Origin of the sequence: Flavivirga sp. 57AJ16, assembly GCF_028736925.1 — a bacterium.
Classification (GTDB): domain Bacteria; phylum Bacteroidota; class Bacteroidia; order Flavobacteriales; family Flavobacteriaceae; genus Flavivirga.
In genome coordinates this window covers 253265-265676 of record NZ_JAQZAT010000006.1, presented here as the reverse complement: position 1 = coordinate 265676, position 12412 = coordinate 253265, and the positions used below count along the sequence as shown (strand labels likewise).

At 32.0% G+C, this 12412-nt stretch carries 13 protein-coding genes and 1 tRNA gene; 13 read left to right on the top strand and 1 reads right to left on the bottom strand.

Annotated elements, in window-relative coordinates:
• Nucleotides 1–268: 268 nt before the first annotated feature.
• Nucleotides 269–342: transfer RNA gene (locus PQO00_RS08870), tRNA-Ala, on the bottom strand.
• A gap of 238 nt (nucleotides 343–580) precedes the next feature.
• On the opposite strand from PQO00_RS08870, the gene PQO00_RS08865 reads away from it, so the two are divergent.
• The 13 genes from PQO00_RS08865 (at nucleotide 581) to PQO00_RS08805 (ending at nucleotide 12322) form a co-directional block, all read left to right on the top strand.
• Nucleotides 581–2074 carry a TlpA disulfide reductase family protein gene (locus tag PQO00_RS08865; RefSeq protein WP_274184484.1) on the top strand — a complete coding sequence of 498 codons (1494 nt, stop codon included), beginning with the start codon at nucleotides 581–583 and terminating at the stop codon, nucleotides 2072–2074.
• Nucleotides 2075–2701: 627 nt separating this feature from the next.
• Nucleotides 2702–3139, top strand: coding sequence for an HPP family protein (locus PQO00_RS08860; RefSeq protein ID WP_337992830.1), 438 nt, complete (start codon nucleotides 2702–2704; stop codon nucleotides 3137–3139).
• A 285-nt stretch (nucleotides 3140–3424) separates the two neighbouring features.
• Nucleotides 3425–3949: a sigma-70 family RNA polymerase sigma factor gene (locus PQO00_RS08855; RefSeq protein ID WP_274184483.1), complete on the top strand. Its 525-nt coding sequence runs from the start codon at nucleotides 3425–3427 to the stop codon at nucleotides 3947–3949.
• A 327-nt stretch (nucleotides 3950–4276) separates the two neighbouring features.
• A complete protein-coding gene (locus PQO00_RS08850) occupies nucleotides 4277–4609 on the top strand; it encodes a helix-turn-helix transcriptional regulator (protein ID WP_274184482.1) in 333 nt (110 codons plus the stop codon).
• A 58-nt stretch (nucleotides 4610–4667) separates the two neighbouring features.
• Nucleotides 4668–5291, top strand: coding sequence for a hypothetical protein (locus PQO00_RS08845; RefSeq protein ID WP_274184481.1), 624 nt, complete (start codon nucleotides 4668–4670; stop codon nucleotides 5289–5291).
• A gap of 5 nt (nucleotides 5292–5296) precedes the next feature.
• Complete coding sequence (locus PQO00_RS08840) at nucleotides 5297–5764, top strand: DUF6428 family protein (RefSeq protein ID WP_274184480.1); 468 nt, start codon at nucleotides 5297–5299, stop codon at nucleotides 5762–5764.
• 22 nt (nucleotides 5765–5786) lie between these two features.
• The gene (locus PQO00_RS08835; protein ID WP_274184479.1) at nucleotides 5787–6419 is read left to right on the top strand and encodes a low molecular weight phosphatase family protein; all 633 of its coding nucleotides are present in this window, start codon (nucleotides 5787–5789) and stop codon (nucleotides 6417–6419) included.
• 3 nt (nucleotides 6420–6422) lie between these two features.
• Nucleotides 6423–7454: an ACR3 family arsenite efflux transporter gene (arsB, locus tag PQO00_RS08830; RefSeq protein WP_274184478.1), complete on the top strand. Its 1032-nt coding sequence runs from the start codon at nucleotides 6423–6425 to the stop codon at nucleotides 7452–7454.
• A gap of 216 nt (nucleotides 7455–7670) precedes the next feature.
• Nucleotides 7671–8939: a chloride channel protein gene (locus tag PQO00_RS08825; RefSeq protein ID WP_274184477.1), complete on the top strand. Its 1269-nt coding sequence runs from the start codon at nucleotides 7671–7673 to the stop codon at nucleotides 8937–8939.
• 437 nt (nucleotides 8940–9376) lie between these two features.
• Nucleotides 9377–10501 (top strand): Fic family protein, encoded by a 1125-nt coding sequence (locus tag PQO00_RS08820; RefSeq protein ID WP_274184476.1) that lies wholly within the window; start codon nucleotides 9377–9379, stop codon nucleotides 10499–10501.
• Nucleotides 10502–10628: 127 nt separating this feature from the next.
• Nucleotides 10629–11180 carry a YcxB family protein gene (locus PQO00_RS08815; RefSeq protein WP_274184475.1) on the top strand — a complete coding sequence of 184 codons (552 nt, stop codon included), beginning with the start codon at nucleotides 10629–10631 and terminating at the stop codon, nucleotides 11178–11180.
• Between the two features lie 172 nt (nucleotides 11181–11352).
• Nucleotides 11353–12012: a DUF1801 domain-containing protein gene (locus PQO00_RS08810; protein WP_274184474.1), complete on the top strand. Its 660-nt coding sequence runs from the start codon at nucleotides 11353–11355 to the stop codon at nucleotides 12010–12012.
• A gap of 94 nt (nucleotides 12013–12106) precedes the next feature.
• A complete protein-coding gene (locus PQO00_RS08805; RefSeq protein WP_274184473.1) occupies nucleotides 12107–12322 on the top strand; it encodes a hypothetical protein in 216 nt (71 codons plus the stop codon).
• The last annotated feature ends 90 nt before the right edge of the window (nucleotides 12323–12412 follow it).

Genomic DNA, 12412 nt, shown 5'->3' with positions numbered 1-12412 from the left:
CTTTTGTGTTTTTAATTCTCTTTTTCCTCGCTAATCAAATGAAAATTATCAAATGGAAGAATTAAAAACAAAAAATAGCATCAAAATTTAATTAAGGATGCTATTTTCTGAATGCGCCTAAAAATTTAGTTATTTTAGGATGATACAACTGGTTCGGCACTCGTCGCAGACGAGCGCTAGCGGGGGAATAATATTGAATAAAAAACACGCTATAAGCGTGCTACGTATAAAAAAGACAGTTACAAAAATTTGTAACTGTCTTTATAAGTGGAGAAGATCGGATTCGAACCGACGACCTCTTGACTGCCAGTCAAGCGCTCTAGCCAACTGAGCTACATCCCCATTATCTTTGTTTACAGTATATACACGCTTACAACACGTTTTATAACATTTAAGCTATGTTGCATTTACCTGCAAAGCGATGCAAATATATACATTTAAGTGCAAAAACCCACCACTAAATTCCACCACCAGTTAAAAATATTTAAACACGAATTTAATTACAAAAAGGGTTATATTAGTCTTAATAAACCAACATTTGGTTAGCATATAACGAGTTACCACACATTAAAACAAAAAAATGAAACGATTTCAAATAACTACAATAGTTCTACTATTAGGTCTTATAAGCTGCCAGAAAAACCAAAGTGAAAAAGAAATCATTATCACAGGAAAAATAACAGGAAAAATTCCCGATATCATTGAATATACCGCTCCTATAAATGGCATTAGCTTTTTTGGATTTAAAGATACCACCAATACAGATTCTTTAGGTAATTTTCAGATAAAACTAATGATTGACGAACCTTGCTTTATTGAACTGTCAAACGACTACAAAGCTTATGGAACTGTGATTGCAGAACCTGGAATGGAATATGACGTTCTTATTAATACCGAAGGTAAAAAAAACACATTTAGAGTGAAGAGCAACAATAAGGATGGTCAAGAATTGTATAATCAGATTGAAAATCGGAGTATGATTGCTGGTGGACATTTTGAATTGGAATCAAAGATATATATGAAAGACAGTATTGAATCAGAAATAATTCAAAAGATTGACGAAAGGAAGGAAGCTGAAATATTGAAATTTAAAAAATTACTAGAAAAAAAAGTTATCTCTGAAAGTTTCTATAAGTTAGTTAGTACAGACCGAGAATATTTTTTCAGTGGCATCCAAGGCAGTGTTGCTTTTGTAAACTATCTTTTAAGTGAAAGTGGACGTAACACATTAAATAAAGAAGAGTTCAGTGCATTATGGGAAAGGATTTTTAAATCACAACCCATATCTAATACCGAGCTGTTAAAATCACCTTGGTTTTATTATTACACAGAGAATTATTTGCGGTATAATGAACTTATAAAAGAGTCGATTGCAATAGAAAAATTATCAAATATTAGGCAAAAAGATTCAGTTCACACACATAATATTGAAAAAGCAAAGCAATACTTATCAGACAAACAATTAGAATATTATTATGCCGCATATATATATTATGAAGCAATCAATAAAAATTATGAAAAAGAATTGATATCACTTTTTCAACAATTTAAAAATGAATATCCTACAAGTCAGTACAGTCAATTTATAGAGCCCGAAATTATACCGATTATTGCATTTCATAAAAAGCAAAGTGATTCATTGAACGAGAAAATAAAATTCATTGACGATTTTAGTAATATAAACTCATTAAAAGAAGTCGTGAAAGGTTTAAACGCAAATCGTATTTATGTGGATATATGGGCAACTTGGTGTGGCCCGTGCAAGAAAGAGTTTCAATATAATGCTGAATTGTATAAATTTTTAAAATCAAAAGACGTGACTGTGGTTTATATTTCTATAGATAAAGAGAGCCGAGAGAAGAAATGGCGAGAAATGATTAATTACTATGAATTGGAGGGATATCATATTCGGGCAAATAAGTTATTAAATACTGATTTACACAACCTACGAGGTAAAGATGCATTCGGTATACCTTGGCATATCTTGACTGATGGAAACGGGAACATTATCAAGAAATATATTAGTGGTCCTTCTCAAATTGAAACTTTGGAAAAACAATTAAACGAGAAATAACGTGTGGTAACACCGGTAGCCGTTGCGCAACCCTATAATTTTTCAAAAACATGATACTAAAACGCCCATTTTAAGGGCGTTTTTTATTTTTCAATAGTTTTTATAATCTAATACCAAATAAACATCAAAACAACCTATAATGTTTGTTTAGTTCACTATCTTTCATTTTAAAAATAGGTGTTCATGAATCTTCGATTTCTTTTTAGCTCTTATTTCAATATAAAACATGTGCTCAGCTTGACTGGGTATATAACCGTAACGAATGCTATGCTTAGATTTTCTTTTTTATCTGATCTAAAAATAATTCAAAATTTTTACGGTTATTTTGAAATTCATTTGGTATAATACAACAACTGCAATACCAAGAACGAAGGTAAACAAAAGTGAAAATTTAAAGGTATTTTCGCAGTATTAGAAGTCAAACCAATTTGAAAATTTAAGTGTACGGAACAGGAAAGCGAAAAAGCGAAAAAATAAGAAAAAAAAATCAATAGAAATGTAAGGGTTTCAAGATATGTAATTTATAAAGAGATATTAATCGACTTTAGAGAACATTTTTGGTCTTTTATTGGAGCATTTTTTGGGATTGGACTAATTGCGTTTATTCAATCTTTCTATTTGCCTGAATTGGAAAGCATATTTTTGATTGGTTCCTTCAGAGCTTCAAGTGTACTTATTTTTGGCGCAATACAAAGTCCATTAGTACAGCCACGGAATTTTATAGGTGGACAATTAATTTCAGCGTTGATTGGAGTAACCATTTTTAAATTTGGTCCAAATATAATTTGGACTGCAGCACCACTTGCAGTAGCAACTTCAATTATTGCTATGCAAATTACTAAAACCTTACATCCGCCCGGTGGAGCAACTGCACTTATCGCAGTCATTGGAACTGAAAAGATAAAGGTTTTGGGCTATTTTTATATAATTTCACCTGTTTTAACCGGATGCTTGATATTATTTATTATCGCCCTGATTTTTAACAATGTGACAAAACATAGAAAATATCCAACAAATAGTGGATTGACTAGGGTTTTTAAGAGTAAAGGGCTGAATAAAAAATAAATTGAAAACAGAAAGCCTGCACACAATAAATCAGTATATAAAAAATACTCGGTACTAGGCATATAAAAAAACAAAAAATGTATCTTTTATGATGTTTATTAGTCTACTTAATGAACCATAAAATTGTAAAATTATGAATAATTGTAAATGCACTAATTGCGACTGCACCAAATGTAATTGTGAAAAGTGTTTAAAAAGCAATTGTCCTTGTGATAAATGCGAATGTAATAAATGCACTTGTTGCTAAAGGTCTGTTTATAAACAGACCTTTATCTATTTTTGATTATGGAAACTCAAAAGATATGGAGTAATTTCAATGAAGATTTATATTTCTTCATTCTCAAAAAAGTAAAAAATAAAGACGTTACAAACGATATTTTTCAAAATACATTCTTGAAAATCCATACTAATTTATCAAAGCTCAAAAATGAAGAAAAAGTAAGAGCGTGGATTTTTCAAATTGCCCGTAACGAAATAGTTAATTACTTTAATAAAGAATCCATTTATGTAGAAAATTTGAGTGTAAATAAAGAAATTTCTTTAAAAAAATATCAACACATATGTTGCTTTGATAAATTCATAAATGATTTACCCGAAATTTACATACAAGTAATTGAATTGATTTATATAAAAGGGCAAAAACAAAAAGAGGTTGCAACAGAATTAGAAATCAGTCTTGAAAACGTAAAAGCAAGAATTAAAAGAGCTAAAGACATTTTAAAGAAAAAATTTAACAAATGTTGCAAATATGAGTTTGATAAAAATGGTAAGTTAATTGGGGAATCTAATTGCTCTATTTGTAAAGAATAATAAAAGTACACCTACCAACAATAAAGTATACAAAAAATTGCTAGTTTTAGCTAAACCAAAGTTAATTGCTCGTTTGCTAGCTTCTAATTTTCCTTCAAGCGTGGGCGAAGCGAACAGACGAAGCAAAATCTTCGCTCACAAATACGCACTTATCTAAATACATAACCTTACCTACAAGCTAAAAACCAGCCGCACAAATTGTACATTTATTTTTTTTCACCACAAAACGCCAACACTTAAAAAAAGAGCAGTTTTTTTGGACTTTACTAAAAAAATTTTGAACATATATATATTAATCGTAATATTGCAATTAAATAATATGTTAGAATGGGTTTAACCAAATCAGAAATATTTACCGATGCGCAGAATGATATAGCTCTGTTTGCAAAAGCATTTGCACATCCTGCACGTGTTGCTATTTTGCAACAGCTATTTAAAATGGATAGCTGTTATTGTGGAAATTTGGTAGATGATATTGGTTTAGCACAGCCCACCATATCACAACATTTAAAGGAGTTGAGAAATCTTGGATTGATAAAAGGTAATGTTGAAGGCACGAGCGTTTGTTACTGTATTGATAAAGAAAACTGGGAAGGGATGAAACAGATGATGATGCAATTCTTCAATCAAAACATACAGACACCCAATGAATGCTGCTAAAAAAAAATTTGATATCATTAATCGTTTTATTGCGATAAATTAATATAAACCTAATGTAATGAAAACAAAAAAAATCCTTTCTCTAATGCTCATTTCTATATTGGGCATTCAATCATTCAAAGCACAATCCATAAACCAAAAGATTGAAAAATCGGTTGTTGAAATTGGAGAGACATTTACATCAATCCCTAATGATAGGTTGATGGTATTAGACCAAATAGCTTTCAAATTATTTAAACAGTACGATGGTATCAACACAGTAGATGTAATAATTGTTGACGAAAACAATAGTGAAGCGAGCCAATTAGCTATGATATGGTTAAATACAGGTTTGTTGTATTATGGGCATCAGCAAATGAGCAATATCCAATCGGCTGGTACAAAAAATAACCCTAATACCATTTTAAATCTAAACGATTTAAAGCAATTTGGTTTTAAGGTGATAAACAATTCTTCAAAATCTCTTAAGATTAAATATGGTTCTGGTTCTTGGAGTATATATCCTAAATCTTTACAAAGTTTGAATCCAAAATCAGATGCTATTGAAATTGTAATAGTAGAAGGAGTTATGAAACATAAAAACACCATCGTAATTACCTTTTCCAATACAGAAAGTATAGCAAGGGAAATGCTTTATCTTGCTACACGCATCAATAACTTGTTCGGAACAAAAAATAAATAATCACTATGAAATTATCACAAGTAAAATTAGCATTAAAAGAGTTGGGCACTATAGGTTTTAAATTACCAAATGGGGAATTAGTACCAAACCACTTTCACGTTACAGAAGTTGGTAAAATCACAAAGCATTTTATTGATTGTGGTGGAACTGAAAGAAACGAAGAAGTTGTAAACTTCCAACTTTGGAATGCAAACGATTATGACCACAGGTTACATCCAGAAAAACTACTGAATATCATTGAACTTTCTGAAAAAGTTTTGAAAATAGATGATTTAGAAATTGAAATAGAATATCAATCAGAAACGATTGGAAAATTCGGTCTTGATTTTGACGGAAAAAATTTCTTGTTAACTAATAAAAAAACCGACTGTTTGGCAAAGGACAAATGCGGAATTCCAGTTGAAAAGACAAAAGTAGAACTATCCACCTTGAATGATGAACCTTGTTGTTCACCAGATGGAAATTGTTGCTAAAATCAATTTAAATTTATAAAAAATGACAACAACAAAACCAACTCTATTTTTAGAAATAGAAAATTTAATCAAAGAATTTAATCCTAAAACTATTTCAAATGAGCGTAGAGAAGTTTTACAACCGCTAATTGATTTTATCCAGTCCAAAATTTCAAATAATCAAGAAATTAGAATCAACTTTATCTGTACCCACAACTCACGAAGAAGTCATTTGTCGCAAGTTTGGGCACAAACAATGGCAAATTACTTCAATATTAACAACGTGTTTTGTTATTCGGGCGGAACAGAGGCAACAGCACTTTTTCCAATGGTTGCCGAGACGTTGAAAAAGTCTGGTTTTCAGATTAAAACGATTTCAAAAAACGAGAATCCTGTTTACAGTATTAAATATGCTGACAACGAGCATCCAATAATAGGATTTTCAAAAAAGTTAGATGACGACTTTAACCCAAAATCTGAATTTGCAGCAATTATGACTTGCTCACAAGCTGATGATGGTTGTCCATTTATTGTAGGTGCAGAAAAACGTATCCCAATAACTTTTGAAGACCCAAAAGTATTTGACAATACGCCACAACAAGCAGAAAAATACATGGAAAGAAGTCTGCAAATTGCAACAGAATTATTCTACGTTTTCTCTCAAATAAATTCATAAAAAATGGCAACAAAAAAATTAAGTTTTCTTGACAGAAATCTAACTTTGTGGATATTTGTCGCAATGGCTTTTGGTGTTGGACTTGGTTATTTTATTCCAACATTCCCAAATATTATAAACTCATTCAATAGCGGAACAACAAATATTCCGATTGCAATCGGTTTGATTTTAATGATGTATCCACCTTTGGCAAAAGTCAATTATTCATTATTGCCAAAGGTTTTTAGAAACACAAAAATCCTTTCTATTTCACTTATTCTTAATTGGATAATTGGTCCTGTTTTAATGTTTGTTTTGGCAATTACATTTTTAAGAGATTATCCAGAATATATGGTCGGACTCATTTTAATTGGTTTGGCTCGGTGTATCGCCATGGTTTTGGTGTGGAACGACCTAGCGGAAGGAAGTAGCGAGTATGGAGCTGGTTTGGTTGCTTTAAATAGTGTTTTCCAAGTTTTTGCGTACAGCTTTTATGCTTGGATTTTTATAACAGTACTTCCGCCCTATTTTGGTTTTGAAGGCGCTATTGTAGATATTTCAATCAGCACAATTGCAGAAAGTGTAGCCATTTATTTAGGTATTCCTTTCTTATTGGGAATTTTAAGCAGATTAATATTGGTAAAACTAAAAGGCGAAGATTGGTATACAAATAAATTCATTCCAACAATTTCGCCAATAACTTTAATTGCTCTGTTATTTACCATTATTGTTATGTTCTCGCTGAAAGGGGAATTGATTGTAGAAATCCCAATGGACGTTGTGATTATTGCAGTGCCTTTACTAATCTATTTTACCTTAATGTTTATTATTGGATTTTTTGTTACCAAAGCAACAGGATCAGAATATGACAAAACAGCCTCAGTAGCCTTTACAGCGGCCGGAAATAATTTTGAATTAGCAATAGCAGTTGCCATTGCAGTTTTCGGACTGAATTCAGGACAAGCATTTGCAGGAGTAATTGGTCCGTTAGTAGAAGTTCCTGCATTAATTTTATTGGTTCGAGTTTCCTTTTGGTTGCGGAAAAAGTATTACTGAAAAACCAAAACTACGCCAAAAATCGCAAAAGAGTATGTCTTTGCCAATGCTAAAAACCAAGCTGAACAGAAAAACAAGACGTATATAAAAATAGTGGTTTAAGTGCTAATCTGAACCACTTTTTCCTTTAATTCAGTATCTTGCCTTCCAAAAAGATAGTGCTATAAATCCGCTACTTTTCAAGATATACAAATCGTTGTAAACAGAACCAATAAAGTGAAATTAAAACGAAGAAGAAAATTAGTAACGTATTTAAACATTTTAGACCAACCTGTCCGATTCAACCCATTCGTTTTCAATCGGACTTTTTTGTTATGGGCTTTACTTGGATTAATCGGTGGTGTAATAGCAGGAATTTATTGGATTGGACTTGGGTTTCTCACTCATCAATTAGCCTTTTTTAGTGGTTGGCAAGTCATTCCTGTAATGGCAATTTGCGGACTTTTAGCAGGTTTGATAATTCATTTCATAGGAGACCCGGGAGAAATACATTTAATTGTAAACAACATCCGATTTAATAAAGGAAAACTTGACCCTAAAAACAATCCCTCAATGATACTTTCATCATTATTATGCGTCGCATCAGGTGGAAGTCTCGGGCCAGAAGCGCCATTGGTACAAGTGACAGGCTCAACAGGTACTTGGATAGGAAAATTGTTTCGGCTTAAAGGCGAAGAATTACGGTCATTAAGTATAGCTGGAATGGCTTCGGGGTTTACCGCCTTATTTGGAGCACCTTTGGGGGGTAGCCTCTTTTCATTAGAAATACTTCACCATAAGCATGCAGTTGAGTATTACAAAGCCATAATTCCTGCGTTTGTTGCAAGTTGCTTTAGCTATTTGGTATTTGCTTTAATCATCCACTTGGGACTTGGTCCCGTTTGGGATTTATCTGCGTATGAATATTCAGGAATTTTTGATTTTGCTTATGCAGTTCTGTTCGCAATTATTGGAGCCGTTTTTGGTTGGGCATTTATTTTTTGTACCAAATTTTTCAAATCAGTTTTCGAGAAAAGACCAATTCCCATTTATATTAAAACGCTAATTGGAGGAATTCTACTTGGTACAATAGCACTCTACTTTCCATTAACCCGATACTTCGGACATCACGAAATTAACGAGCTGCTTTCAGGAAACTTTCCTTTGACTTTATTATTTGCCATTTTGGTCTTTAAGATAATCGCCATTTCAATAACCGTAACATCAGGTTGGAGGGGCGGTTTTATTATTCCTTTGTTTTTCGTAGGTGCGACTTTAGGACTAATAATCCATCAATTATTTCCAACCATTAACTTGACTTTAGCCATTGTTAGCTGCATGGCTGCAATTAACGCTTGTGTAACTAGAACCCCAATGAGTACAACCATTTTACTTGCTACTTTGACAGGCTTCGGACATTTCATCCCAATATTATTTGCGAGTTTGACAGGGTATTTTTTAGCACCGAGAATACCTTTTATAGGTTCTCAAATGGAAAAAGAATAAAGAAATACAGCCAAGACTCTTGATTACTTAACAATCAAGTATTAAAAATAGAGTTATAGCTACAAAGACGCGCCCTTTAGGAAGAACTGTGCAAAAACCCACCACTAAATTCCACCACCAGTTAAAAATATTTTAAATATGAATTTTCTCTATATTTATCAAGGAATTGTGCAACAGGCACAATGTATAACCGCAATTACGGCAGATTCGACTACATCCCAATCCACTCGGAATTGCTAAAGTAAGTGTCAAACCAAAAATAATCACTAATTTAACCGGTAACTGACGGTTATACGTATTCCGTTGGCAACATTAAATAGCACCTTTCGTTAATTAATAATTTAAGCGTATTCTTAATTTACATCTCCTCTTATTTAATATTTTTGCAATATTATTAATTAAGAGGTATCTTTGTTTAAGTTATACTTAAATGAAAAATGAAAACATTCAAATCTGGTAATTATATAAACCTAGGAACTCATAGAAGCTTTCAGCCTACTAAAATAAATCAACAATGGACTATTGACAATATGGAGGTATTAACTCTTTTAAGTCAAGCAGACAGACAACTTGGAAGGCTTGATATGTATTCTGAATACATTCCAAATATCGATTTATTTATCAGTATGCACGTTTTAAAAGAAGCAACTCAATCAAGTAAAATTGAAGGAACAAAAACAAATATAGAAGACGCTTTATTAGATAAAGAAGATGTAAATGAGGAAAAAAGAGATGATTGGGAAGAAGTGCAAAATTATATCGAAGCATTAAATTCTGCTATCAAAAATTTAGAAAAATTACCTTTTTCCTCTAGATTAATACGGGAAACCCATAAAATACTACTACAAGGAGTAAGAGGAAAACATAAACTTCCTGGAGAGTTTAGGAGTAGTCAAAACTGGATAGGAGGAGCAAGTATCAATGATGCTACATTTGTTCCACCAATTCACACAAGTGTTAATGAATATATGGGTGATTTAGAAAATTTTGCCCATAATATTGAATCATATTTCCCCGATTTACTTAAAATAGCATTAATACATTATCAATTTGAAACAATTCACCCCTTTCTTGATGGTAATGGTAGAGTTGGTAGATTAATGATTACGTTGTATTTAGTTGAGAAAGGAATATTAAAAAAACCTATTCTCTATCTTTCTGATTTTTTCGAAAGAAACAGAATGTTGTATTATGACAATCTAACAAGAGTTAGGGAGAAAAATGATTTAAGTCAATGGTTCAAATTCTTTTTAGTTGGAGTAATAGAAACTGCAAAAAACGGGATAAATACATTTGATAGTATTTTAAAACTACAAAAAGAAGTTGAAATTAAACTACAAACATTAGGAAGTCGCTCATATAATGCACAATTGATTTTAAACCATCTTTACCAACGACCAATTATAGACGCTCAAAAAGCTAAAGAATTGACAGGTTTATCGTCACCTTCCGTTTACAAGTTGATTGAAGAACTAGAAAAACTAGAAATATTAACTGAAATAACTGGTGCGAAAAGAGGGAAAATTTATTTATTCAAAGAATATACGAAACTATTTAAATAAAACGTTACCCAATAACTAAGTAAATGCTTGTCCTCTACCACTTTGAAAATTTTTGCAGAATTTTCAACTTGGTGTGTACTTGCAAAATTAACTACTAAACCACGCAACTACTCATAGCGAGATCGTTGTGCAACATACTGAAATGACTATAAACTATAAACTCACTAATTCTGATTTTTTAGAATATCAGCTTTACACTTCTTCAAAATCTGAAACACATAAAAAGAGACGTAGAAACAGTCGGGTTTTAGTCCCAATTCTATTTCTACTGTACGGGTTTTATTTGACTAAAAGAGATGAAAATTACATCGGAATTTTAGTTTTCGGAATCACAGCTATTTTGTGGTTTATTCTTTATCCATTGTATTCCAAATGGCGATATGAAAGACATTTCAAAAAACACGTGGAAGAAAATTATAAGAATCGCATTAATAAACCTGTGGAAATTGAATTTAACGAAAACTCTGTGAATGCCAAAGATTTCACATCTGAAAGTAAAATAAACGGAACTGAATTAAAAGAACTGATTGAAACGAAAAACCATTTCTTTATTAAATTAACAACTGACTTATCTCTAATTGTACCAAAACACTCGATTGAGAATCAAATGGAATTTAAAAAGCGTGTGACTGAATTAGGAGCTGAATATGTTAACGAACTGAATTGGAAATGGAAATAAAAAAGTACTAATGGCAACACCGTGTCCTATAATTAATTGAATGGTTCTAGCCTACTTACGAAAATCCTCACTCTATTTTCTATTTGGTTTCTATTTGCTAAATTAGGTGCTTAAACACGTAACAAACCATATAAACATGTTGTGCAACATTTAGGAAAAACCTCAAAAACCAATGAGCGAAGACATAAATAAATATCTTAACGGACTTAAAAAATGGAAGTTGGAATTGAAAAAACTTCGTGAAATTATTCTTGATTGTGGATTAAAGGAAGAATTTAAATGGATGCATCCTTGCTATACTGACAATGGAAAAAATATAGTTTTAATTCATGAGTTTAAAGATTACTGTGCGATTTTATTTCATAAAGGAGTATTACTCAAAGACCCTGAAAACATTTTAATACAACAAACAGAAAACGTACAATCGGCAAGACAAATACGATTTACCGACTTACCCGAAATCGAGGAGCTTGAACCGACTATCAAAAAATACATCCGAGAAGCAATCGGAATTGAAAAATCGGGAAAGAAAGTTGAAAAGAAACAAACTTCTGAATTTAATGTCCCAGAAGAATTGGAACAAATCTTTTCCGAAAATGCCGACTTTAAAAAAGCGTTCAAGAACTTGACTGCTGGACGTCAGCGAGGCTATCTTTTATATTTTGACAAACCAAAACAACCCAAGACAAAAATATCTCGAATTGAGAAAAATATGGAAAGAATAATGGATGGTTATGGATTGAATGACTGTGTTTGCGGACTTTCAAAACGAAAACCGAATTGTGATGGTTCGCATAAACAATTAGAAGGTTCTGGAAAAACCGAATGGTAATGAAGTTGCTAAAGAAAGTTTTAAAAAAGACTTACCATCAATAAAAATCAATTTAGTATCAAACTCATTTACGGGCTATGCAGGATGCAACAGAATGAATGGAAAACTGAACGGGGATACACTGTTTGGAGAGTACACCTTTATGTCTGAAGGCATTGAAAGCAAAAGAGAAGTTGCTTTTTTAATAAAAGACCATCAACTTATTGAAGGCTATGGCGAATTAAATGAAGACAGAACTGCCTTTGTTGATAAAAACAACATAAGTTACACTTCTACAATGCCATTGACAAAAACCGATTGTGATAAATGAAGAACTTCCTGTTTGTTTGTATATGGTAAGGTGTACTCTCATTTACGGCAAACGTGTTTAGAATTGACTGCCAGTCAAGCGTTATAGACA